The 24320-nt window shown below is 47.0% G+C and carries 26 protein-coding genes; 18 read left to right on the top strand and 8 right to left on the bottom strand.

Annotated features, from left to right (window positions below):
* The first annotated feature begins 75 nt into the window (after positions 1 to 75).
* Both rlmJ and gorA read left to right on the top strand, forming a co-directional pair.
* On the top strand, positions 76 to 918 hold the full coding sequence (gene rlmJ / locus ACJHX7_RS19255) for a 23S rRNA (adenine(2030)-N(6))-methyltransferase (RefSeq protein ID WP_000954225.1): 843 nt from the start codon (positions 76 to 78) through the stop codon (positions 916 to 918).
* Positions 919 to 989: 71 nt separating this feature from the next.
* Positions 990 to 2342 (top strand): glutathione-disulfide reductase, encoded by a 1353-nt coding sequence (gene gorA, locus ACJHX7_RS19260; RefSeq protein WP_000160811.1) that lies wholly within the window; start codon positions 990 to 992, stop codon positions 2340 to 2342.
* Between the two features lie 53 nt (positions 2343 to 2395).
* Here gorA and dinQ read toward each other — a convergent pair whose 3' ends face one another.
* Positions 2396 to 2479 (bottom strand): damage-inducible type I toxin DinQ, encoded by an 84-nt coding sequence (gene dinQ, locus ACJHX7_RS19265; protein WP_001295215.1) that lies wholly within the window; start codon positions 2477 to 2479, stop codon positions 2396 to 2398.
* A gap of 737 nt (positions 2480 to 3216) precedes the next feature.
* Between dinQ and arsR the strand changes: the two genes are divergently transcribed.
* Genes arsR through arsC form a run of 3 tightly spaced genes read left to right on the top strand, consistent with a single transcriptional unit; the run spans position 3217 to position 5353 of the window.
* Positions 3217 to 3570: an As(III)-sensing metalloregulatory transcriptional repressor ArsR gene (gene arsR / locus ACJHX7_RS19270; RefSeq protein ID WP_000008961.1), complete on the top strand. Its 354-nt coding sequence runs from the start codon at positions 3217 to 3219 to the stop codon at positions 3568 to 3570.
* A 55-nt stretch (positions 3571 to 3625) separates the two neighbouring features.
* Positions 3626 to 4915: an arsenite/antimonite:H(+) antiporter ArsB gene (gene arsB / locus ACJHX7_RS19275; protein ID WP_094030320.1), complete on the top strand. Its 1290-nt coding sequence runs from the start codon at positions 3626 to 3628 to the stop codon at positions 4913 to 4915.
* Between the two features lie 12 nt (positions 4916 to 4927).
* Positions 4928 to 5353: a glutaredoxin-dependent arsenate reductase gene (gene arsC, locus ACJHX7_RS19280; protein ID WP_094030319.1), complete on the top strand. Its 426-nt coding sequence runs from the start codon at positions 4928 to 4930 to the stop codon at positions 5351 to 5353.
* A gap of 20 nt (positions 5354 to 5373) precedes the next feature.
* On the opposite strand, the gene ACJHX7_RS19285 is transcribed toward arsC, so the two are convergent.
* Positions 5374 to 5694: an ArsR/SmtB family transcription factor gene (locus ACJHX7_RS19285; RefSeq protein ID WP_001175592.1), complete on the bottom strand. Its 321-nt coding sequence runs from the start codon at positions 5692 to 5694 to the stop codon at positions 5374 to 5376.
* Between the two features lie 107 nt (positions 5695 to 5801).
* Here ACJHX7_RS19285 and ACJHX7_RS19290 point away from each other — a divergent pair, with 107 nt between their 5' ends.
* From ACJHX7_RS19290 to ACJHX7_RS19305, 4 genes are all read left to right on the top strand, one after another.
* Positions 5802 to 6803, top strand: a complete 1002-nt coding sequence (locus ACJHX7_RS19290; RefSeq protein WP_000100281.1) for a permease — start codon at positions 5802 to 5804, stop codon at positions 6801 to 6803.
* Positions 6804 to 7382: 579 nt separating this feature from the next.
* Positions 7383 to 8606, top strand: coding sequence for a hypothetical protein (locus tag ACJHX7_RS19295; RefSeq protein WP_000020632.1), 1224 nt, complete (start codon positions 7383 to 7385; stop codon positions 8604 to 8606).
* 245 nt (positions 8607 to 8851) lie between these two features.
* Complete coding sequence (slp, locus tag ACJHX7_RS19300; RefSeq protein ID WP_001057453.1) at positions 8852 to 9418, top strand: outer membrane lipoprotein Slp; 567 nt, start codon at positions 8852 to 8854, stop codon at positions 9416 to 9418.
* 152 nt (positions 9419 to 9570) lie between these two features.
* Positions 9571 to 10101, top strand: coding sequence for a helix-turn-helix transcriptional regulator (locus tag ACJHX7_RS19305; protein WP_000478615.1), 531 nt, complete (start codon positions 9571 to 9573; stop codon positions 10099 to 10101).
* Positions 10102 to 10161: 60 nt separating this feature from the next.
* Here ACJHX7_RS19305 and chuS read toward each other — a convergent pair whose 3' ends face one another.
* The gene (gene chuS, locus ACJHX7_RS19310; protein WP_001017193.1) at positions 10162 to 11190 is read right to left on the bottom strand and encodes a hematinate-forming heme oxygenase ChuS; all 1029 of its coding nucleotides are present in this window, start codon (positions 11188 to 11190) and stop codon (positions 10162 to 10164) included.
* Positions 11191 to 11238: 48 nt separating this feature from the next.
* Positions 11239 to 13221 (bottom strand): TonB-dependent heme/hemoglobin receptor ChuA/ShuA, encoded by a 1983-nt coding sequence (gene chuA / locus ACJHX7_RS19315; protein ID WP_000089583.1) that lies wholly within the window; start codon positions 13219 to 13221, stop codon positions 11239 to 11241.
* A gap of 683 nt (positions 13222 to 13904) precedes the next feature.
* Between chuA and chuT the strand changes: the two genes are divergently transcribed.
* Genes chuT through ACJHX7_RS19345 form a run of 6 tightly spaced genes read left to right on the top strand, consistent with a single transcriptional unit; the run spans position 13905 to position 19114 of the window.
* A complete protein-coding gene (chuT, locus tag ACJHX7_RS19320; RefSeq protein ID WP_001363063.1) occupies positions 13905 to 14819 on the top strand; it encodes a heme ABC transporter substrate-binding protein ChuT in 915 nt (304 codons plus the stop codon).
* 19 nt (positions 14820 to 14838) lie between these two features.
* Complete coding sequence (hutW, locus tag ACJHX7_RS19325) at positions 14839 to 16176, top strand: heme anaerobic degradation radical SAM methyltransferase ChuW/HutW (protein ID WP_001095632.1); 1338 nt, start codon at positions 14839 to 14841, stop codon at positions 16174 to 16176.
* Between the two features lie 12 nt (positions 16177 to 16188).
* Complete coding sequence (gene hutX / locus ACJHX7_RS19330) at positions 16189 to 16683, top strand: heme utilization cystosolic carrier protein HutX (RefSeq protein ID WP_000020034.1); 495 nt, start codon at positions 16189 to 16191, stop codon at positions 16681 to 16683.
* Positions 16683 to 17306: an anaerobilin reductase gene (gene chuY, locus ACJHX7_RS19335; RefSeq protein WP_000189351.1), complete on the top strand. Its 624-nt coding sequence runs from the start codon at positions 16683 to 16685 to the stop codon at positions 17304 to 17306. The genes hutX and chuY overlap by 1 nt, the downstream gene beginning before the upstream one ends.
* 48 nt (positions 17307 to 17354) lie before the next feature.
* Complete coding sequence (gene shuU, locus ACJHX7_RS19340; RefSeq protein ID WP_000910402.1) at positions 17355 to 18347, top strand: heme ABC transporter permease ShuU/ChuU; 993 nt, start codon at positions 17355 to 17357, stop codon at positions 18345 to 18347.
* On the top strand, positions 18344 to 19114 hold the full coding sequence (locus ACJHX7_RS19345) for a heme ABC transporter ATP-binding protein (protein ID WP_000622316.1): 771 nt from the start codon (positions 18344 to 18346) through the stop codon (positions 19112 to 19114). The genes shuU and ACJHX7_RS19345 overlap by 4 nt, the downstream gene beginning before the upstream one ends.
* A 51-nt stretch (positions 19115 to 19165) precedes the next feature.
* On the opposite strand, the gene ACJHX7_RS19350 is transcribed toward ACJHX7_RS19345, so the two are convergent.
* From ACJHX7_RS19350 to hdeA, 3 genes are all read right to left on the bottom strand, one after another.
* A complete protein-coding gene (locus tag ACJHX7_RS19350) occupies positions 19166 to 19813 on the bottom strand; it encodes an MgtC/SapB family protein (RefSeq protein WP_000123131.1) in 648 nt (215 codons plus the stop codon).
* A 63-nt stretch (positions 19814 to 19876) separates the two neighbouring features.
* The gene (gene hdeB, locus ACJHX7_RS19355) at positions 19877 to 20203 is read right to left on the bottom strand and encodes an acid-activated periplasmic chaperone HdeB (RefSeq protein ID WP_001298717.1); all 327 of its coding nucleotides are present in this window, start codon (positions 20201 to 20203) and stop codon (positions 19877 to 19879) included.
* Between the two features lie 115 nt (positions 20204 to 20318).
* Positions 20319 to 20651 (bottom strand): acid-activated periplasmic chaperone HdeA, encoded by a 333-nt coding sequence (hdeA, locus tag ACJHX7_RS19360; RefSeq protein WP_000756548.1) that lies wholly within the window; start codon positions 20649 to 20651, stop codon positions 20319 to 20321.
* Positions 20652 to 20905: 254 nt separating this feature from the next.
* Between hdeA and hdeD the strand changes: the two genes are divergently transcribed.
* Positions 20906 to 21478 carry an acid-resistance protein HdeD gene (hdeD, locus tag ACJHX7_RS19365; RefSeq protein ID WP_000965671.1) on the top strand — a complete coding sequence of 191 codons (573 nt, stop codon included), beginning with the start codon at positions 20906 to 20908 and terminating at the stop codon, positions 21476 to 21478.
* Positions 21479 to 22275: 797 nt separating this feature from the next.
* Positions 22276 to 22803 carry an acid resistance transcriptional activator GadE gene (gene gadE / locus ACJHX7_RS19370; protein ID WP_000576690.1) on the top strand — a complete coding sequence of 176 codons (528 nt, stop codon included), beginning with the start codon at positions 22276 to 22278 and terminating at the stop codon, positions 22801 to 22803.
* Here gadE and ACJHX7_RS19375 read toward each other — a convergent pair.
* A complete protein-coding gene (locus ACJHX7_RS19375; RefSeq protein ID WP_001205317.1) occupies positions 22753 to 23082 on the bottom strand; it encodes a hypothetical protein in 330 nt (109 codons plus the stop codon). The two genes, gadE and ACJHX7_RS19375, sit on opposite strands and share 51 nt — an antisense overlap.
* A 107-nt stretch (positions 23083 to 23189) precedes the next feature.
* Between ACJHX7_RS19375 and mdtE the strand changes: the two genes are divergently transcribed.
* A complete protein-coding gene (gene mdtE / locus ACJHX7_RS19380; RefSeq protein ID WP_001340474.1) occupies positions 23190 to 24299 on the top strand; it encodes a multidrug transporter subunit MdtE in 1110 nt (369 codons plus the stop codon).
* Positions 24300 to 24320: the final 21 nt, after the last annotated feature.

Consider the following 24320-nt stretch of genomic DNA (forward strand, 5'->3'; position numbering starts at 1 on the left):
TCGGTATACTGTCCTGATAGGCTTTTGTGCGCCCCGAATACGGGCCGATTTTTACTTACCGGAACACCTTTACCCATGCTCAGTTATCGCCACAGCTTTCACGCTGGCAACCACGCCGACGTCCTTAAACATACCGTTCAGAGCCTGATCATCGAGTCGCTGAAAGAGAAAGATAAACCGTTTCTCTATCTCGACACCCACGCAGGGGCCGGGCGTTATCAGTTAGGCAGCGAACATGCCGAGCGTACCGGCGAATATCTCGAAGGTATCGCCCGTATCTGGCAGCAGGACGATTTGCCTGCGGAGCTGGAGGCGTACATCAATGTGGTAAAACACTTCAACCGTAGCGGTCAGTTGCGTTATTACCCCGGTTCGCCGTTGATTGCTCGCCAGCTACTGCGTGAACAGGACAGCCTGCAACTGACCGAACTGCACCCGAGCGATTACCCGTTGCTGCGTTCTGAATTTCAGAAAGACAGCCGTGCGCGCGTCGAAAAAGCCGATGGTTTCCAGCAGCTTAAGGCCAAACTGCCGCCGGTTTCCCGCCGTGGTTTAATCCTTATCGACCCGCCGTATGAAATGAAAACCGACTATCAGGCGGTGGTCAGCGGGATAGCAGAAGGTTACAAACGTTTCGCCACTGGCACTTACGCATTGTGGTATCCAGTGGTGCTGCGCCAGCAAATTAAGCGCATGATCCACGACCTGGAAGCGACCGGCATTCGCAAAATTCTGCAAATTGAACTGGCGGTGCTGCCAGACAGCGATCGCCGTGGCATGACCGCTTCCGGCATGATTGTGATTAACCCGCCGTGGAAGCTGGAACAGCAGATGAATAACGTGCTGCCGTGGCTGCACAGTAAACTGGTTCCAGCTGGCACCGGGCACGCCACCGTAAGCTGGATCGTGCCGGAGTAATTGCAGCCATTGCTGGCACCTATTACGTCTCGCGCTACAATCGCGGTAATCAACGATAAGGACAATATGTCATGACTAAACACTATGATTACATCGCCATCGGCGGCGGCAGCGGCGGTATCGCCTCCATCAACCGCGCGGCTATGTACGGTCAGAAATGCGCGCTGATTGAAGCCAAAGAACTGGGCGGCACCTGCGTGAACGTCGGCTGCGTGCCGAAAAAAGTGATGTGGCACGCGGCGCAAATCCGTGAAGCGATCCACATGTACGGCCCGGATTATGGTTTCGATACCACCATCAATAAGTTCAACTGGGAAACGTTGATCGCCAGCCGTACCGCCTATATCGACCGAATTCATACTTCCTATGAAAACGTGCTCGGTAAAAATAACGTTGATGTAATCAAAGGCTTTGCCCGCTTCGTTGATGCCAAAACGCTGGAGGTAAACGGTGAAACCATCACGGCCGATCATATTCTGATCGCCACCGGCGGTCGTCCGAGCCACCCGGATATTCCGGGCGTGGAATACGGTATTGATTCTGATGGCTTCTTCGCCCTTCCTGCTTTGCCAGAGCGCGTAGCGGTTGTTGGCGCGGGTTACATCGCCGTGGAACTGGCGGGCGTGATTAACGGCCTCGGCGCGAAAACGCATCTGTTTGTGCGTAAACATGCGCCGCTGCGCAGCTTTGACCCGATGATCTCTGAAACGCTGGTCGAAGTGATGAACGCTGAAGGCCCGCAGTTGCACACCAACGCCATCCCGAAAGCAGTAGTGAAAAATGCTGATGGTAGCCTGACGCTGGAGCTGGAAGATGGCCGCAGTGAAACGGTGGATTGCCTGATTTGGGCGATTGGTCGCGAGCCTGCCAATGACAACATCAACCTGGAAGCCGCTGGCGTTAAAACTAACGAAAAAGGGTATATCGTCGTCGATAAATATCAAAATACCAACGTTGAAGGTATCTACGCGGTGGGCGATAACACGGGGGCAGTGGAACTGACACCGGTAGCAGTTGCAGCGGGTCGCCGTCTTTCTGAACGCCTGTTTAATAACAAGCCGGATGAGCATCTGGATTACAGCAACATTCCGACCGTGGTCTTCAGCCATCCGCCGATTGGTACTGTTGGTTTAACGGAGCCGCAGGCGCGCGAGCAGTACGGCGACGATCAGGTGAAAGTGTATAAATCCTCTTTCACCGCGATGTATACCGCCGTCACCACTCACCGCCAGCCGTGCCGCATGAAACTGGTATGCGTTGGACCGGAAGAGAAGATTGTCGGAATTCACGGCATTGGTTTTGGTATGGACGAAATGTTGCAGGGCTTCGCGGTGGCACTGAAGATGGGCGCAACCAAAAAAGACTTCGATAATACCGTCGCCATTCACCCGACGGCGGCAGAAGAGTTCGTGACCATGCGTTAAATGTTAAAGGGCTAAGAGTAGTGTGCTCTTAGCCCTTAGCTACGTTTCCGCTATCAGTTCAGAAGCTGAAGCAGAAAGCGGATCAGTTCCAGCAGCGCAATTAACGCCCCAAGAACGATGATTGCTTTATCAATCACCCGTGTTCTCCATACGATGGAGTGAGAATGCATCCGCTTACTCATCCATTGCCTGTCACGGCGCATGCCCTATTGTTAGATAATGGCATTCTCACTCCGGCCAGAGCATCAGTTAACGGCACCACCCGTACCACTGATCAGGACTTTGAAAGCGTTTATGCGCATTGCCAGAGTGAAAATGCCTCAGAGCTAACTGGATAATCATACAGTATATTCAGGTTATAAAACCAGCATGCCCTTGCAATAGTTTCAGTATGGTATTAGCATTGATGCGTTAGATGATGGCATTCTCACTCCAGCCAGAGCCACCAACTCAGGGCTGGAAAGTAAAAAACCGACGCAAAGTCGGTTTTTTTACATCCGGATTCGGACAAGGCTTAATATGACGATGACCCAGTGAAAGTATATAAATCGTCACTGCGATATATACCGAAGTGCCCCCTCCGCCAGCTGAAGAAATCGCTAATTCTTGCAATGTTAGCCACTGGCTAATAGTATTGAACCGTTAGATAAGAGCTCTCTCACTCCAGCCAGAGCCACCAACTCAGGGCTGGAAAGTAAAAAACCGACGCAAAGTCGGTTTTTTTACGTCCTGATTCAGGTCTTTTCCAATAAATACCCAACCCTTAACTCACATCTATTACCTTCCTCTGCTCATACGCATTCGTTAAAACATATATGTTTTTGACTTATCCGCTTCGAAGAGAGACACTAAGTGCAACAATCAGGAGCGCAATATGTCATTTCTGTTACCCATCCAACTCTTCAAAATTCTTGCCGATGAAACCCGTTTGGGCATCGTTTTACTGCTCAGCGAGCTGGGAGAGTTATGCGTCTGCGATCTCTGCACTGCCCTCGATCAGTCGCAGCCCAAGATCTCCCGCCATCTGGCATTACTGCGTGAAAGTGGGCTATTGCTGGACCGCAAGCAAGGAAAGTGGGTTCATTACCGTTTATCGCCGCATATTCCAGCATGGGCGGCGAAAATTATTGAGCAGGCCTGGCGATGCGAACAGGAAAAGGTTCAGGTGATTGTCCGTAACCTCGCCAGACAAAATTGTTCCGCAGACAGTAAGAATATTTGTAGTTAAAAAAATTTATCTAAACACATATGAATATTCGAATGTGTTTTATCCAGGAGGCATGATGTTACTGGCGGGCGCTATCTTTGTCCTGACCATCGTATTGGTTATCTGGCAGCCGAAAGGTTTAGGCATCGGCTGGAGTGCGACACTGGGCGCCGTACTGGCGTTAGTTACTGGCGTGGTCCATCCGGGCGATATTCCGGTGGTGTGGAATATCGTCTGGAACGCGACGGCTGCGTTTATAGCCGTCATTATCATCAGCTTGCTGCTGGATGAGTCCGGCTTTTTTGAATGGGCTGCGCTGCACGTCTCACGCTGGGGCAATGGGCGCGGTCGCTTGCTGTTTACCTGGATTGTCCTGCTCGGTGCTGCCGTTGCAGCTCTGTTTGCCAATGATGGCGCGGCGCTTATTTTGACGCCGATTGTCATCGCCATGCTGCTGGCTTTAGGGTTCAGCAAAGGCACTACGCTGGCGTTTGTGATGGCGGCCGGATTCATTGCCGATACCGCCAGCCTGCCGCTTATTGTCTCTAACCTGGTGAATATCGTTTCGGCAGATTTCTTTGACCTCGGCTTTCGCGAATACGCCTCGGTGATGGTGCCGGTGGATATCGCTGCAATACTGGCTACCCTGGTGATGTTGCATCTCTATTTCCGCAAAGATATTCCGCAGAACTACGACATGGCGCTGCTAAAATCTCCCGCAGATGCGATTAAAGATCCTGCGACGTTCAAAACTGGCTGGGTTGTTTTACTGCTTCTGCTGGTGGGATTTTTCGTCCTGGAACCGCTCGGCATTCCGGTAAGCGCCATTGCGGCAGTGGGCGCGCTGATATTATTTGCCGTCGCTAAACGCGGTCATGCGATTAATACGGGTAAAGTGCTGCGCGGTGCGCCCTGGCAGATTGTCATCTTCTCGCTCGGCATGTATCTGGTGGTTTATGGCCTGCGCAATGCCGGACTAACGGAATATCTTTCTGGCGTACTCAACGTGCTGGCGGATAACGGCCTGTGGGCGGCGACGCTCGGTACCGGATTCCTCACCGCCTTCCTCTCTTCTATTATGAACAATATGCCGACGGTACTGGTTGGCGCGTTGTCCATTGATGGCAGCACGGCGTCTGGTGTCATCAAAGAGGCGATGGTTTATGCCAACGTGATTGGCTGCGATTTGGGGCCGAAAATTACCCCAATTGGTAGCCTGGCAACGCTGCTCTGGCTGCACGTACTTTCGCAGAAGAATATGACTATCAGCTGGGGATATTACTTCCGTACAGGGATTATCATGACCCTGCCGGTGCTGTTTGTGACGCTCGCCGCGCTGGCGCTTCGTCTCTCTTTCACTTTGTAATGAGATACTGATATGAGCAACATTACTATTTATCACAACCCGGCCTGCGGCACGTCGCGTAATACGCTGGAGATGATTCGCAACAGCGGTACAGAACCGACCATTATCTATTATCTGGAAACTCCACCCACACGCGATGAACTGATCAAGCTCATTGCCGATATGGGGATTTCCGTTCGTGCGCTGTTGCGTAAAAACGTTGAGCCGTATGAGGAACTGGGCCTTGCAGAAGATAAATTTACTGACGATCGGTTAATCGACTTTATGCTGCAATATCCCATCCTGATTAATCGCCCGATTGTGGTGACGCCGCTGGGAACTCGCCTGTGCCGCCCTTCAGAAGTGGTGCTGGAAATTCTGCCAGATGCGCAACAAGGCGCGTTCACCAAGGAAGATGGCGAGAAAGTGGTTGATGAGGCGGGTAAGCGCCTGAAATAGCTAAGGGGGGATATGCCCCCTTATTTGTTCTTCGTGGCCCCTTCGCCATGTGTTTTGCTATTTACGCAGCACTCCTCGCGTAAGAATTCAATTATCGCTTCCAGCATTGCGTATTGCGAAACACACATCAGCGTCCGACTCTCACGGTTTTGTTTGACCAGTCCTACCGATACCAGTGCTGAGATATGGTGGCTGAGTGTGGAGCCAGGTATCCCAAGCTGCTTTTGCAACTCACCGACCGGCAAACCTTGTTCCCCCGCTTTGACCAGGTGTTTGAATATGAACAAACGGGTCGGGTGACCTAGCTCTTTCAGCGCTTTAGCAACTTCTTCCAACTGCATATGACACCCCCTTTGTCTGGTTGATATTTCGATAATACCAGAAATATCTTGATCTGAATCTCATTTCGATTATTCTGGAAATATAGATTTATTCAATGAGGTTACGTATGAGTAGTTGGCTTGCGATGCTGCAAGATGCCGCAGAAATGTTTGTGTTTCTCGCCGTCGAGCTTTCTTTGCTGTTTATAGTGATTAGTGCCGGTGTGAGCCTGATAAGACAAAAGGTGCCAGACCATAAAATCCAGCAGATGATGGGGGCCAGAAAAGGGAGAGGTTATCTCCTGGCTGCTCTGTTGGGAGCCGTTACCCCGTTCTGTAGTTGCTCGACAATCCCCATGTTACGTGGATTGTTATCAGCGAAAGCCGGGTTTGGTCCGACCCTCACTTTTTTATTTGTTTCCCCATTACTTAATCCCATTATCGTCGGGTTAATGTGGGTGACCTTTGGTTGGAAAGTTACCTTGTTGTACGCGATTATCGCCGCCGGCGTCTCCGTACTTGCCAGTATTATCCTGGATTCCCTGGGATTTGAACGTCATATCATTGCCAGTAAAAGCTCATCAGCAAATTGTTGTGCTCCAGCCAAAACTTCGCCGGGGACGACATATACGCCAATAGAAGTGAGTTGCTGTAGTCCAACGGCTAAAGCCATTGAGAAACCCGTAGTTAACTGTTGCAATACCAAAGCTGTGGTAAGTATTAATCCCATAAAACTAGCCACCAAAGATGCGTTGCAACAGTTTAAAGATGTACTGCCATATCTTTTGTTGGGGGTATTAATAGGCTCTTTTATTTATGGCTTTATTCCCTCAGAGTGGATTGCCGCTCATGCAGGGGCAGATAATCCCTTCGCCATCCCATTGAGCGCCGTTGTTGGTATTCCGCTATATATCCGGGCAGAGGCAGTTATCCCTCTGGCATCTGTTTTGATGACAAAAGGAATGGGTCTGGGAGCATTAATGGCATTAATCATCGGCAGTGCCGGCGCAAGCCTGACGGAAGTGATATTACTTAAATCAATGTTCAGAATACCGATGATAGTTGCATTCCTGACGGTTATCTTAGGTATGGCTATCTTGATGGGCTATTTGACTCAAATGCTATTTTAAATAGATGCCAGCAGTAAACTATAAGGAGTATTGTGAGTGCCTTATCCTTCTGAGTAGAAAATCATAGATAGGATAATCCTTAAAAATAACAAATAACTTAACTAATGCTTTGAGAATGATGACGGATCCGTCAGTAAGTCATCAATCGACAATCACCACGCAATCATGCTTCTCTGACATTTTATCGGAGAAGCAATGTCTCTTTGTCTCAGTATCATCCCCCTTTTAAAGGGTAGATTTCAGTCGCCAATACAACACTTTTTTAAATACACTTTAACCTGGTTCATTATTACACATCTAAAACATCACAAAAATATCACTTCACACACTATCGGAGAACATCATAACTTCTTAAAATGAGCGCTTTTTGATAGTTGTTAATGTTTTCCTTTACGATACTATCACTGCCCTTTTTTTATACACAAATATTACCGGGTAGAAATGAAAGGGAAGTTAAAGATAATTATATCAGGAAGATATGACGCATTGTGTTTATTTCCGCGTAGAAGAAAATCCATTCCTGCTCTAATTCTTCGATTTACAAAAATTTAGCGAAATAGATGAACAATAAGGAATGTTATGTCAATTGACTTTACCCCAGGTATGATAAATACATATCACGGCGATATTTATAACCGCACAACAGATACCGACAATGTTAAAACACCAGACACACCGATGTGGCCTTGTGATAATCAGGAAGAACAGCAACCCATTAATTTTTCATTGTCTGAAGAAGGATATAACGCTGAACAATTTGATTTAGCGCAACAACAACTCCAACAAATTAATGCGTGCCACACGAACACCACATATACAAATGCAGACTACTCAAAAGTTGTGGCTCAACTTGTAAAACTTATTAATAACATTGAAACGATAAGTTCGACACCACTTACGCAACAGACACAATCAATACTTAATCAGATTAATAACATTAGATACGAAAAGAATAAAAACTCTGAATCTAAAATCATTGTTGTCTTTAATCCTAAGCCCAATAAGCCAATCATAACTAAAATTCTCGTAGAAGAGGGAATACCAGTAAGATTCAGTGTCCAAACCGTTTCTTCCGAAAATAAAAATTTTTCTGGACTACGAACTGATTTACCAACTGATATAAAAGATATTCAACGCTTGTACCAAAAAATGACAAGGTTGTATATTGAGCACAGTGAAAATGAAAACAGGATGAAAGTCTTTGCTGGAACCAACTTTATTGATTTCAATATGACAGGACAGGACCTGTCCGGGTTCGTTCTAACCTTGTCAAGGTTTTATTTCGAAGATCTACTTAATGTAAACTTCACTGACGCAAATTTATTTGATACTATTTTTTCACATAAGGAAAACCCCATCACAAAATTACATAAAGATGAACAATATGTTGACAAACAAATCAATGGTTTATTTTCAACATTATTAACCATTAATGACAACTCTTTAAGAGCAAAAGCGGAAATTGCTTCGACAATAATAGAATTATTAGAAACCAGGGTAAACAATCTTTCATACAACGACATAATAAAATATCAGCAAGAATTCCAAAAAGAATGTTACAAGCAAGTTAAAGATTTTACAACACCCTCTCGATACAATAGAATTAAAAAATGGGCACAAATGTCTGAATATCAATTCGAAATATTTCAACACGATACGTTTCATCCTAAAAAAATGTCATACGCACCTTATTTAAAGAGATCGCTACCTGATGAAAAAACTATAAATTATGGGGTAGAAATAGAAACACCAATTGGCAAAAGAATTCGCTTATCAAATCATTACCAGAATATAATCCCATAATATTGAACATTAGCGCTTTATAATCATTGAATAAAAATAGATTTTATGCACCTTTAAAAAAAGGCTATTTTATGGGGCGATGGATACTCATGTCACGCCCCAAAATTAACAGAATTAAACTAAACAGAAGGGATATAAACATCAGACAGGTTTACGTTACTATCAGGCATATCGCCTCAGAATCAGATGAAAACTATAAAGAAATATCTATTATGGTTTTAATATTTGTTGATAAGGATAGTAACATGAACATGACAAAAGGTGCACTCATACTCAGCCTTTCATTTTTGCTTGCCGCATGTAGTTCAATTCCGCAAAATATCAAAGGCAATAACCAACCTGATATTCAAAAAAGTTTTGTTGCTGTTCATAACCAGCCGGGGTTATATGTTGGCCAACAAGCGCGCTTTGGTGGGAAGGTTATCAACGTTATCAATGGCAAAACGGATACGTTGTTAGAAATCGCTGTATTACCGTTGGATAGCTATGCGAAGCCTGATATTGAAGCCAACTATCAGGGCCGACTGCTCGCCAGACAAAGCGGCTTCCTTGATCCAGTGAACTATCGTAATCACTTTGTTACCATCCTCGGTACCATTCAGGGTGAACAACCTGGCTTTATCAATAAAGTCCCGTATAACTTCCTCGAAGTGAATATGCAGGGCATCCAGGTGTGGCATTTGAGAGAAGTGGTTAATACCACCTATAACCTGTGGGATTACGGCTATGGTGCATTCTGGCCGGAACCGGGCTGGGGTGCGCCTTACTACACCAACGCGGTGAGTCAGGTAACACCTGAGCTGGTCAAATAACGCCACCGAAAGATGCAGATGCTTTCTCAGCATCTGCATCATGCATTACATCAAATTAATACACAGTAAGCTAATTATTATTATAAGCCCTGTCCTGTTAATTACCTTTGGCAAACTGATTATAAAGTTAATGTCCGCACCAGGAGTCGGTTATGTTTCTTATAATTACCAGGGATACGATGTTCTTCACTGCGATGAAAAACATTCTGAGTAAAGGTAATGTCGTTCATATACAGAACGAAGAAGAGATCGACGTAATGTTGCATCAGCATGCCTTCGTCATTATTGATACATTAATGAATAATGTATTTCATTCTAATTTGCTCACTCAAATTGAACGATTAAAACCTGTCCATGTGATTATTTTCTCCCCCTTTAATATTAAACGCTGCCTGGGGAAAGTACCGGTGACCTTTGTTCCGCGAACTATCACCATCATCGACTTTGTCGCACTCATCAATGGCAGTTACTGCTCTGTGCCTGAAGCGGATGTGTCCCTTTCGCGCAAGCAGCATCAGGTTCTGAGCTGCATTGCGAATCAAATGACAACGGAAGATATTCTGGAGAAACTGAAAATATCGCTAAAAACGTTCTACTGCCATAAACACAATATCATGATGATCCTCAATCTTAAGCGGATCAATGAGTTGGTACGCCATCAGCATATTGATTATCTGGTGTGATCGATTGATTAATATAAAGAGGCCCAGCAATAAATAGCCAGACCTCCCGTTAATTATACGTTATGCAGTAACGCCTTCCGGTATCAGCGAAGCAATTTGCTTACGCCATTGCGCTTGCTCCTGTTCGCCTTCTGTACGTTGACCATAAAGTTGCGCTATCTGCGTACCATCATGGGCAAACAATTCCAGACTGGTCACATAACCGTCACTAGCAGGTTTACGGGTTACCCAGGTTTCAGCAATGCTCTCTTCTAATAGATGAAGAGTAAACGTCGGGTTAAAAATATTCAGCCAACCTTTCATTGGCACCACTTTTTCTACCACGCCAGTGAAAATCTGTACGCAGCCACGGTTGCCAACAAACACCATGATTTCATTGCCATCCTGCTGTGCAGATTCAAGAATTTGCGCCAACGCACTGTTGGATACTTTGCAGGCCAAATCGTCTGCCACCAGATTGAACGCCTGTTGGCGCGTCAGGTTGTGGCGCTTGAGCAACGTAAAAAACTGATGAACGTCGGTCATCGCCCGCCACTCTTGCTCGACCACACTGGCATCGGCTCGCGTTTGAACAACTGGCGCATCAACGGCTTTTAACTCAAGCGGCGTATTCTCATCGGTGATAAACCGTGCCAGAAGCTCACTCCATGCCGCCATATCGGTATTGTCGGTGGCATAAACTTTTAGTAATGCATCGCCCTGATGATCAAAGAACTGAATACTCTGGCGTTCGCCACGAGCCGTGTTTTCTTTGATGTGGAAAACACTGGCCCATTGATTGAGAAACAGACGTAAATCCAGCGCGCGCGGATTGAGGATCAATCCGGCATGTCCGTTCAAATGCTGGTTTGTGAACGCACCAACTTGCTCATGGACTGCATATTCATTACGGCAAATACATTTGGTTTCGCCAACACTTTCGAGCGCCGCCAGAATTTCACGGATATCGCCGCGCATCCGCCACGCATCGTGCGTGACGCGTGCAAATGCCAGTTCTGCTTCGCTGATATTCATTAAACCTGCGATGTCACGCGCGTACTTTCCGGGATTTTGTTCTTTTAACTCAAGCCAGCGTGTGTAGTGGTTCATTGTCTCTCTTCCTTCCAGATAAATGCCCCGAAATATCGGGGCAGATGATTACCATTGATAACTCACGAAAATTTTTCCGTTACGACCATCCTGTGGGATGCCTTGCGGCGACCAGTACTCTTTATCGAAGGCGTTGCCCAATACCAGAGTAGTGGTCATGCCTTTGAGCGCCTGCTGCCCTTGATAACTGACGTAGAAATCATTCACACCATAGCCAGGTTGTTTGCTGTAGCTGCTGCTGATATGTGTTGAGCGATCGGCAAACGTACCGACCCAACCAACAGAGAAACCACTGTGAGCGATCGGAATATTCAGGGTACTGGTAACGGTATCCGGGTTAATGCTGGAGATATATTCCCCGGTATCGGTGTCTTTGCCGCGGGTACGGTTATAGGCCACATCAAGGCTAAACAGATCAGTGGTATATTTCGTCATCACATCCCAGCCCCAGATTTTGGCGTTCGGGACGTTATACGACATAGTTGTCGCCGCCGCGAAATCGACGGTCGTGGAGATATAATCTTTCGCTTTGGTATCAAAGTAGCTGGCTTTAAATTCCAGAGCATCATTGGACAACATCAGGTCATCAAAACGCAGCCCAAAACCGTACTCCTGAGTTTCGTTAGTTTCCGGACGTAAGTTCGGGTTTGGCACCCAATAGTTGGTATAGAAGCGACCAATCGAGAAGTGTTTAGAATCGTTATACATTTCGCCCATCGTCGGGGCGCGGAATGCCTGAGCATATGAGCCAAATAACATCAGCCAGTTGGTCGGGTTGATAGTCATCCCCGCACGAGATGACCATTTGTCGGCATCAACATCTTTGTAGCCGTCGCTGCTACCGCGATAACTGTCATAGCGGGTTCCGCCAAGCAGGGTAATCGGCAGATCGCGTAAGGTGATCTCATCTTGTAGCCAGCCAGAGCTAAAATCGATTTTTGCTTGCGGGAAGCCCGTCGTCGCGCCACCCGGATGTTGTTCCTGACGATAATACTCACCGCCATATGTCAGTAAGTGAGAAGCGAAACTGTCGGCAAATAGAGTGGAACGGTTCTCCAGCCTGGCTCCTTTTGTTATCTGTTCACGATACTCGCCGGAACTCCCCGTGTTTTGCGCATTAATACGGACTTCCGACCAGTAAATTTTTGCATCTGCATTTAACCAGTCGTTACCCTGCGGGGCGAGTTTATAAGAAAGCTGCGCATCGCGTTGAATTGTTGAACGATCGACCATCGGGTTGCTGCTATCAGAAGCTTCAACGGTCTGCGGATTTTTTGGTTCACGCGCGTCGTTGTTGTAGTAACGCACTAAACCGCTCAGAGACTGGGCTGAATCAATTTGCCAGGTCCCTTTCGCCAGCATGTTATTAATGGATTCGTCATTCGGCGCGGTTTCACCATTGCTCTGGCGTAAATCACCCCGATCGCGACTGGACCAGGCCACAATACCATCCAGATTTTCAGTTCGCCCAAACGCGCTCGCGCCTAATCCCAGGCTATGGTCCCCCGTGCCGCCAGTACCAAAGACACGAAAACCACTGCTTTGTCCTTCCTGCAATAAATCTTTTGCATCGACCGTATCGTAGGAGATCACTCCACCCAGCGCGCCACTGCCATACAGTAATGCTGAAGGTCCGCGAACAATCTCAACACGCTTGATCAGCGCCGGATCGAGAAAAGTGCCATTCAGGTGTCCGGTATCCGTTCCCTGGCGAACACCATCGACAAGAACCAGCACGCCGCGATGATCATAGCCACGCATATTTACATCCTGACCGTTGGTTCGTCCGGTACCATCAAGAGTAATTCCAGGAACATGACGCAGCAAATCAGTGGCTGAAGTAGCAGTTTGATTTTCAGGAGCGGAAGTGTCGATAACGCTGACCATCATAGGCGCTTCGAAGGAACTACGTGCATTCCCCGTTGCCGTAACGGTCATGGTTTCAGTAGCAAAAGCAAACGTTGGCAAGGTGGCAGAAACAGCCAAAGCCAACAAACTCAAACGCAACGAGGTAAATTGCGGACGTGACATAGCGATTCTCCATGAGGAAAATAAAAAATGCTGGCTGCCTGGGTTAATACCGGGGTGGCTGGCGAAAAATAAATTTATTTACAATTCAAATGATTAGATATCACCACGGGAAGCTATTAGCGTATATATCCCGTAAAATTGCCGAATATTTCTGATAATTCAGCAAAAGCACGCCCTCTTTGTCAGGCAAAGTAGTACGCCACGTCTGAAGTGAAAAGTGCTGTGCGTTTTCCCTTACAAAAGATATGATTTTGTTATCCATGATGTCATATTTTGTTAAACTCAAACGTGATAATGAGAATTATTATCGATCAATTTTTTATGATCAAGCTTTTTTTAACCGCCATTAACACAATAAACAGGGGGTTATGAAATCTATCCAGCATCCAGAAAACCATCCTGTGTTTATGGCTATCCCCCCACAACCTCATCACAAAACGTTGTCGTTAACAGTGATAATTTTCTCTTCTCTTTGCTCTGCAAGCCGCGATATCTCCGGGTTCTCAGCTTTTTCCCGCGCTGAAATTTAATCGGTAACAAGAACATTAGCTGACGAAGCATCTTGATAAAAATCAAAAATAAATACGCTTGTAACGCCGTGCGTATTGAATCGACGGTTGTATTTCATATATAACTCAAATGATAATCATGATCATTCTCAATTTGATAAGAGTTCTCACATTATGCCAAGGATCATCACCAGGCCGTTTCTTTTTTCCCCACTAACGTTATGTATTTCAGCCGTGGCCTCTGCCGCGAAGACCATGGTAAAACGAAAAAAATTGTTTACGGCATTACTGGCTCTTAGCTGGACTTTTAGCGTAACGGCTGCCGAACGTATCGTGGTCGCAGGAGGATCGCTGACGGAGCTAATCTACGCGATGGGCGCTGGCAAACGCGTGGTTGGTGTCGATGAAACGACATCCTATCCACCAGAAACCGCCAAACTGCCGCATATTGGTTACTGGAAACAACTCAGCAGCGAAGGCATTTTGTCACTTCGCCCGGATAGCGTAATTACCTGGCAGGATGCAGGACCGCAAATTGTGCTCGACCAACTGCGGGCGCAAAAAGTCAACGTCGTCACTCTGCCGCGTGTACCAGCCACCCTTGAGCAGATGTACGCCAACATTCGCCAACTGGCAAAAACGTTACAGGTTCCTGAACAAGGCGAGGCGCTGGTGACACAGATCAACCAACGCCTGGAGCGAGTACAGCAAAACGTGGCGGCCAAAAAAGCCCCGGTTAAAGCCATGTTTATTCTCTCCGCAGGCGGAAGTGCGCCACAGGTTGCCGGTAAAGGCAGCGTCGCGGACGCCATTCTTTCGCTTGCCGGAGCAGAAAACGTCGCTACCCACCAGCAGTACAAAAGCTACAGCGCGGAATCGCTGATTGCGGCTAACCCTGAAGTGATTGTCGTCACCTCACAAATGGTCGATGGCGATATTAATCGGCTACGTTCTATTGCCGGAATTACCCACACTGCCGCATGGAAAAACCAGCGCATTATCACCGTTGATCAAAACCTGATTCTGGGAATGGGTCCGCGTATTGCTGATGTCGTTGAGTCTTTACACCAGCAGCTTTGGCCGCAATAAATGGATTTAAATCAGACGAATGAACACAAATAACACCCTGGATCTCACGCCACATTTTGCTTTAGACGGTGATCAGCCCTTTAAAGACAGGCGCGCCATGATGCCGTTTCGTGGGGCCATTCCGGTTGCCAAAGAGCAACTGGCACAGACCTGGCAAGAGATGATCAATCAAACGGTATCACCACGTAAGCGACTGGTTTACCTACACATTCCTTTTTGTGCGACACACTGCACGTTTTGTGGTTTTTATCAGAACCGTTTTAATGAAGATGCGTGTGCTCATTATACCGACGCCCTGATTCGTGAAATAGAAATGGAAGCAGACAGCGTATTGCATCAGTCGGCCCCCATCCACGCGGTCTATTTCGGTGGCGGCACGCCTTCCGCGCTTTCGGCACACGATTTGGCCAGAATCATCACCACATTACGAGAAAAGCTGCCACTGGCCCCTGATTGTGAAATCACTATCGAAGGCCGGGTACTGAATTTTGACGCTGAGCGAATCGATGCTTGCCTTGATGCAGGAGCAAACCGCTTCTCAATTGGTATTCAGTCGTTTAACAGCAAAATCCGCAAGAAAATGGCCCGCACCTCGGATGGCCCAACCGCTATTGCGTTTATGGAAAGCCTGGTCAAACGCGACCGTGCCGCGGTGGTCTGTGACCTGCTGTTTGGTCTGCCGGGTCAGGATGCGCAAACCTGGGGAGAAGATCTGGCTATTGCCCGCGATATCGGTCTCGACGGCGTCGATCTCTATGCGCTCAATGTCCTGCCCAATACACCGCTGGGCAAAGCCGTGGAAAATGGGCGTACTACCGTGCCCTCTCCGGCAGAACGTCGCGATCTTTACCTGCAAGGATGTGATTTTATGGACGATGCCGGTTGGCGCTGCATCAGTAACAGCCACTGGGGCCGTACCACACGCGAACGCAATCTCTATAACCTGCTGATTAAACAAGGTGCCGATTGTCTGGCCTTTGGTTCCGGAGCCGGCGGTTCGATTAATGGGTACTCCTGGATGAACGAACGCAATCTTCAGACCTGGCATGAATCCGTCGCGGCAGGCAAAAAACCGCTGATGATGATCATGCGTAACGCCGAACGTAATGCGCAATGGCGTCATACCTTGCAGTCGGGCATTGAAACGGCGCGTGTACCGCTGGACGAACTTACGCCACATGCCGAAAAACTCGCGCCGTTACTGGCCCAGTGGCACCAAAAAGGCTTAAGCCGCGATGCGTCAACGTGTCTGCGGTTGACCAATGAAGGTCGTTTCTGGGCAAGCAACATTTTGCAGTCTCTTAATGAACTGATTCAGGTACTTAATGCGCCAGCAATTGCGCTTGAAAAACCATAACAGGAGTGATTTATGAGCCATGTCTCGTTACAGGAATTTTTGAAAACGGAGCCAGACGGTACGCTGGAGGCGATCGCCGAACAATACAACACCACGCTGCTGGAGGTAGTGAAAAATCTGCCCTCTCCGACTGTTGTGTCAGGTGATAAATTCGATACTGTCTGGGATACCGTCTGCGAATGGGGCAACGTCACCACGTTAGTACATACTACCGATGTAATACTCGAATTTAGCGGCGAACTGCCTTCGGGTTTCCATCGCCACGGCTATTTCAACCTACGCGGAAAGCACGGCATGTCCGGGCATATCAAAGCAGAAAACTGCACGCATATTGCCTTGATCGAACGTAAATTTATGGGCATGGATACCGCCTCTATTCTCTTTTTCAATAAGGAAGGCAGCGCAATGCTGAAAATCTTCCTCGGTAGGGATGATCATCGTCAGCTCCTGAGCGAACAAGTCAGCGCCTTCCATGCTCTGGCAGCATCGTTAAAGGAACACGCCTGATGACACCGTGGCTACTCTTTGGCGCAGGCGGAAAAGGTGTGGGTGCCAGAACGCTTGAACTGGCGCTGGCGGAACAACGTCCGGTCGTTGCTGTCATTCGTCATGCCGATGCCGCCACGAAACTGGCGCAACAAGGCGTACAGGTTTTTACAGGCGACGCCTGTGATGCCAGCGTAGTCGCGGCTGCTTGCCGCGCAGCTGGCCCGGATGCGCTTATCATCTCAACAATGGGCGGAGCTCAGGATTATCTGGCGCACAGAACAGTGATTGATGAGGCCGAGAAGGCTGGCATCAGTCGCATGATTCTGGTGACCTCTTTGGGATGCGGCGATAGCTGGCCGTTTTTATCAGAGCGGGCAAAGGCTGCGTTTGGTCAGGCGGTACGGGAAAAAACGCTGGCGGAAAGCTGGTTGCAAACCAGCCAGCTTGATTATGCCATTCTCCGCCCCGGCGGTCTGCTTGATGGTGCGGCAACGGGCAAAGCACAACGGATACAAAATCAGGAGTGTCATGGTTTTGTTAACCGTGCTGATGTCGCCGCACATATCCATGAACTGGCAAATGCGCCAGCACTTAACCAGCAGGTCTACAGTCTGATTGAACCGGACCTGAAACCGGCGTGATCCCCCGGCGCGGTATGTCCGCGCCGTAATGTCGTAACGGAGTTTTGCGTGCTCAAGGATTCACTCTCTTCCGCCAGGGTCTTTATGGGGCTATCACTATTATTGCTAGCTCTGGTGCTGTTTGGTGCCAGTCAGGGAGCGTTAAAGATCAGTTTTGATGCCCTTTTTGATGAGGAATACCGCGATATCTGGCTCAATATTCGTCTACCACGGGTTTTGCTGGCGGTGCTGGTAGGTGCAGCGTTGGCAACCGCAGGGGTAATTATGCAAGGGCTTTTTCGCAACCCAATGGCTGACCCTGGATTACTTGGCGTCAGTAGCGGTTCTGCATTAATGGTTGGCGTTGCTATTGTGCTGCCCTTCTCCTTCCCAGTGGTGCTGGTGCTTTATGAGCAAATGGTGTTTGCCATTGCCGGAAGTTTAGTGGTCTGCACCATCATTTTTCTCATCACGCAGCGCCATCGCGATGGCAGCATGATGCAATTATTACTCGCCGGTATCGCCATCAATGCCCTGTGCGGCGCAGCGATCGGCATCCTGAGCTATATCGGCGATGAGCAGCAGCTACGACAACTCACATTGTGGATGATGGGCAATCTTGGACAGGCGCAATGGCCGACGTTATTGGTTGCCAGTTCATTCATCCTACCGGCCATTATCGCAACAACTTGTCTCGCCGGAACGCTGAATTTACTGCAGCTCGGTGATGAAGAAGCCCACTACCTCGGCGTGAACGTGAAGCGTAAACGCCAGCAATTACTGTTAGTGAGCTCACTGCTCGTTGGTGCTGCCGTATCGGTAAGCGGCATTATCGGCTTTATTGGCCTGGTGATCCCGCATCTGATTCGCATGACTACCGGGGCAAATCACCGCTGGCTAATCCCTTGTTCCGCCCTCGCCGGAGCCTGTTTATTGCTGATGGCAGACACGCTTGCCCGCACGCTGGTACAGCCAGCAGAAATGCCCGTGGGATTATTAACCAGCCTGCTTGGTGGCCCTTATTTTATGTGGTTGATTCTGCGCAACCGGAGGATCACATGATCAGCGCCCAGAATCTGGTTTATAGCCTTCAGGGGCGGCGTCTGACTGATAATGTCTCGCTGACTTTTCCCGGTGGGGAAATTGTTGCCATCCTCGGCCCTAATGGTGCGGGAAAATCTACGCTGCTTCGCCAGCTAACCGGCTATCTTCAACCTGATAGCGGCGAATGTCGGTTGTTTAATAAGCCATTAAATGAATGGTCGATTACTGAACTGGCGAAACACCGGGCCGTGATGCGTCAAAATAGCCACATGGCGTTTCCATTCAGCGTACAAGAAGTTATCCAGATGGGGCGGCATCCGCATCGCACTGGTAATCAGGATAATGAAACAGCACAAATAATGGCGTTATGTGACTGTCAGGCGTTAGCAAACCGCGACTATCGGCAATTATCCGGTGGTGAACAACAGCGCGTGCAATTAGCGCGCCTGCTGGTACAACTCTGGGAACCTACTCCCTCACCGAAATGGTTATTTCTTGATGAACCAACTTCGGCGCTGGATATTCACCATCAGCAGCACTTGTTTCGTTTATTACGCCAGTTAGTTCACGAACGGCAGTTCAATGTTTGTTGCGTATTGCACGATCTAAATCTTGCCGCGCGTTATGCAGACCGTGTTGTATTAATGCAAAAAGGAAAGGTTATCGCAAATGGTAAGCCGCAGGACGTATTGACACAGCAGGCGCTGACCATGCTCTACGGCGCGGATATTACCGTACTTAAAGATCCTGCCAACCATTCACCACTGATCGTCCTCGATCATTAAAACCAACAGGAGTACCGCACTGGTACTCTTGCGAATAAATAACTATACAGATTAGCTAATTGAAACACCTTTCACCCCTGCCATACCTTTTAATAATCGCAACAGATCTTCTATCGACGTCGTGGCATGAAGCTGGATATCAATGGCGACCACTTCATGATCTTCATTTTCCTGCAACGAAACTAAATCCGTTTTTATTTTTTGCTGCTTAAACCAGTCGAGCATTGATACCGTATTACCGTTCACTAATGTCAGCTGTAAATGGTAATTTTTGTTCATCAGGCGGAAGGTTAATTGATGGAAGACTTCCAGCACCAGCAAGGTCATCACTGAACCATAAATACCCAGTTCGTACATACCGCTGCCAATAACCATACCAATGGCGGCGGTCACCCAGATATCCGCTGCCGTCGTCAGACCTACAATATTTTGGTTACGAACGAGAATGTTACCTGCACCGATAAACCCGACGCCCGTCACCACCTGAGCAGCAATACGGCTGGGGTCCAGTCCGACGTGACCTAAAGACAGCACGTCAGCAAAACCATATTTCGAAACAATCATAAACAGGGCGCTTCCCATGCCAATTAATACATGTGTGCGTAACCCTGCTCCTTTGCCGCGCATTTGCCTTTCCATGCCAATAGCGCCACAGGCAATTACCGCAAGTATAAGTCGTATAATAAATTCTGCTGTCATATAAAAATGCAAAAAGGAGCAGCAAGATGGCTCAACTTGCTACTCCTTTTTACTTGTACCTTATTAATTCGGCAAGTCATTAGATGCTTGATTTTTGAAGGTATACAAATTTTTCTGCGGGTTTTTCTTGCAGTATTCGATCACTTTAGGAATTTGAGTGAGATCGGTTTCATTTAAAGTAACGGTATCGCCACCTTTATATACTGTTTCTTCATGCAGCATCCACCACGCAACTGGTGTCATTGCTTTTGGATTCAGATCAATAAATTCCTGGCAGGTCATATCTTTAGCGGATTCATTGGCTGCCAGCGCAGATTGTGCGTTCACCAGTGACAAAGCCGCTACAGCGCCCATAAAAATAAACGCTTTACGGAGAGATGAAATGTTCATTTTGTAACCCATTCAATATAGAGATTATATACAAACAGGAGGAATAGCTGCTTTTAAAGAAGATATTCCGGCCTGTTCAATATGCAAGGAAATACGATGTAACGCATTCCCGGAATTACATATCTTTCTTAATTTTGTCCCATTCGCCTTTAACTTTATCTTTAAAGCTGGCTTTTTTATCCTGAGTACAAGCCTGAACGATAGCTGGGGTTACGGTTGCAATACCCTGAACATCTAAAACCGCATCTTCTGGTTTATCTTTGTTGTTCAGTGCTTCAGCAAAACCAACTGCAGTTGGCTGGAAGGATTCGTCCACAGCCAGGAAATCTTCACAGGTCCAGGAGTTGACCGGTTTTTTGTTATCAGCTGCTTTTTGCGCATCCGCTGCATTGCTCACAACTGGCAGAAGAAGCAGACCACCAAGAATAACGCCTAATACTTTTTTCATCGTAATATCCTCAACTATAAAGTGAAAGAGCCGTCACGAATCAATTTCGACACTGAGGTTATAACCTGGTTTTCTGTATATGTCATGTTGATGGAAAATATCAAAATCAGATATTTTTATTTCAATACAATGAGTTACAGATGCATCAGATACTGTAATTAGGAAATTTTTATTAAATCGACTGCATTCTTAGACGCGTTTTTGGCATAGATTGATAGCAGGGGATTTTCTTCTTAATTTTATAGGGTGGTTCTATGTTATATATAGATAAGGCAACAATTTTGAAGTTTGATCTGGAGATGCTTAAAAAACATCGCAGAGCAATCCAGTTTATTGCCGTGCTGCTGTTTATCGTCGGGTTGCTGTGTATCAGTTTTCCGTTCGTCTCTGGCGATATTTTAAGCACAGTAGTGGGTGCATTATTAATCTGCTCGGGTATTGCGCTTATTGTCGGGTTATTCAGCAACCGCAGTCATAATTTCTGGCCGGTATTATCCGGTTTCCTCGTCGCAGTCGCCTATTTATTGATCGGCTATTTCTTCATCCGCGCACCAGAGCTGGGCATTTTTGCCATTGCGGCATTTATTGCCGGTTTGTTCTGTGTGGCAGGGGTTATTCGCCTGATGAGTTGGTATCGTCAGCGTTCAATGAAAGGCAGTTGGCTACAGCTCGTTATTGGTGTGCTGGATATCGTCATTGCCTGGATATTCCTTGGTGCTACGCCGATGGTGTCGGTAACGCTGGTTTCCACACTGGTGGGAATTGAACTGATATTTAGCGCCGCCAGTCTGTTCAGCTTCGCCAGTTTGTTCGTTAAAAAGCAATAATTATCCCTATTTCCACCTGGATCATAGTCACATTAAGTGACTATGATCCAGTTAATACTCTCTTAGCTATACAGTGTTTCAGTTCAATTACGCACTATCATTGAAACAATTGCCTGCTGTTGATTATTTCAACCTACTGAATTTAATCTGATTTTTTCATTCCATGGCAAATTAGCCATTTCAAACATTATCATGGCTGATATTTTCCGTGGTCAGGTTTAATGTTTTAAAAGTGCTGTGGGAAAGTGAACAAAGAGTTCCGTAAGCGTTGATGCTATAGGCGGTTAAATAAGTAATCCGGGTTCATTTTTTTGCAACTGGCGTTGATTACATTGCATAAATATCCGTGTCTCCAGACGCTATATAAAAACCTGAAGACATGAATGAGTTATTTAATCAGGTAATTTCAATGCGTTAAAAGAAAGCTGGCAATCCAATTGCCAGCCTAAGTCGAAACAAGGAGACTCGATATTTAAATCGGATTACATTTTAACTTTAGTAATATTCTTCAGAGATCACAAACTGGTTATTGATAACTTATTCTTGGGCAGTAATCCGCAAAAGTTAACCTTTTGTTTACTGGTTACAAACTGATAACAACCAGGAATCTTACTTAGGATCAATATATGGAGTGCGTGATGGATAAATCTGAAGTATTGATTAGTGTTAATAGACGTATTAGTTCACGAAGGGCAAAGTTCTTATAGGCGTTTACTATATTGAACAACGATTCGGACAAGGATGTAAATAATGAAAAGGATGACATGTTCGAAACGATAACGGCTAAGGAGCAAGTTATGATTTTTCTCATGACGAAAGATTCTTTTCTTTTACAGGGCTTTTGGCAGTTGAAAGATAATCACGAAATGATAAAAATCAATTCCCTGTCAGAGATCAAAAAAGTAGGCAATAAACCCTTCAAGGTTATCATTGATACCTATCACAATCATATCCTTGATGAAGAAGCGATTAAATTCCTGGAGAAATTAGATGCCGAGAGAATTATTGTTTTGGCACCTTATCACATCAGTAAACTAAAAGCTAAAGCGCCTATTTATTTTGTCAGCCGTAAAGAAAGTATCAAAAATCTTCTTGAGATTACTTATGGTAAACACTTGCCCCATAAGAATTCACAACTATGTTTTTCACATAATCAGTTCAAAATTATGCAACTGATTCTGAAAAACAAAAATGAAAGCAATATCACGTCAACGCTCAACATTTCGCAACAAACATTAAAGATTCAGAAATTCAACATTATGTACAAGCTGAAATTAAGACGTATGAGCGACATCGTCACCCTGGGTATCACATCTTATTTTTAGTAAGGACATAAGCAACTGAAATTGATGGCTGGCATGACGAGGGATGCAGATGCTGATTTCAATACCCCCGGTGATTATTGAAGGAGAGACGAAAACGACTTTATTCCCCTGGTATGTGTATCCACCAGTAGAACCCTTCGTTGCCCGAATGCTGGCAGAAACTGTTGGCAGAACGGCAACATTTTTTTTGTCGTTGACCTCACCATGTCGATCACTGTGCTTGCATCCCATCTTACTGGCTGACAACCCCACTATGCCGCTGGTCTGTAAATCCCTCATATCTCTCCTCGCGCGCAATTTAAAGAACCGTTATTTCTCAAGAATTTTCAGGGACTAAAATGAACAGAAGAAGAAAACTGTTAATACCGTTGTTATTCTGCGGCGCGATGCTCACCGCCTGCGATGACAAATCGGCGGAAAACGCCGCCGCCATGACGCCTGAGGTCGGTGTCGTCACACTCTCCCCCGGTTCGGTCAATGTGTTGAGCGAATTGCCTGGTAGAACCGTTCCTTATGAAGTTGCCGAGATACGTCCCCAGGTGGGCGGTATTATCATTAAACGCAACTTTATCGAAGGCGATAAAGTGAACCAGGGCGATTCGCTGTATCAGATTGATCCTGCGCCTTTACAGGCAGAGCTGAACTCCGCCAAAGGCTCGCTGGCGAAAGCGCTCTCTACCGCCAGCAATGCCCGCATCACCTTTAACCGCCAGGCATCGTTGCTGAAGACCAACTACGTTAGCCGTCAGGATTACGACACCGCGCGCACCCAGTTGAATGAAGCAGAAGCCAATGTCACCGTCGCCAAAGCGGCTGTTGAACAGGCGACTATCAACCTGCAATACGCAAATGTCACCTCGCCGATTACGGGCGTCAGCGGGAAATCGTCGGTGACCGTCGGCGCACTCGTTACCGCTAATCAGGCAGATTCGCTGGTTACCGTACAACGTCTGGACCCGATTTATGTCGATCTCACGCAGTCGGTGCAGGATTTCTTGCGCATGAAAGAAGAGGTCGCCAGTGGGCAAATCAAACAGGTTCAGGGCAGTACGCCAGTACAGCTCAATCTGGAAAATGGTAAACGTTACAGCCAGACTGGCACGCTGAAATTCTCCGACCCAACGGTAGATGAAACCACGGGCTCCGTGACGTTACGGGCGATTTTCCCCAACCCAAATGGTGACTTGCTGCCTGGCATGTATGTCACGGCATTAGTGGATGAAGGTAGCCGCCAGAATGTATTACTGGTGCCGCAGGAAGGCGTCACCCACAACGCCCAGGGTAAAGCAACGGCACTCATTCTGGATAAAGACGATGTCGTGCAGCTACGCGAAATTGAAGCCAGCAAAGCCATCGGCGACCAGTGGGTTGTCACCTCTGGCTTGCAGGCTGGCGATCGGGTGATCGTTTCCGGTTTGCAACGCATTCGTCCGGGTATCAAAGCACGAGCAATTTCCTCCAGCCAGGAAAACGCCAGCACCGAATCGAAACAATAACGTTGCAGGCTTAAGGGGACT

This window comes from Escherichia sp. WS1451, assembly GCF_046487365.1.
In the GTDB taxonomy this organism is placed as follows: domain Bacteria; phylum Pseudomonadota; class Gammaproteobacteria; order Enterobacterales; family Enterobacteriaceae; genus Escherichia; species Escherichia coli.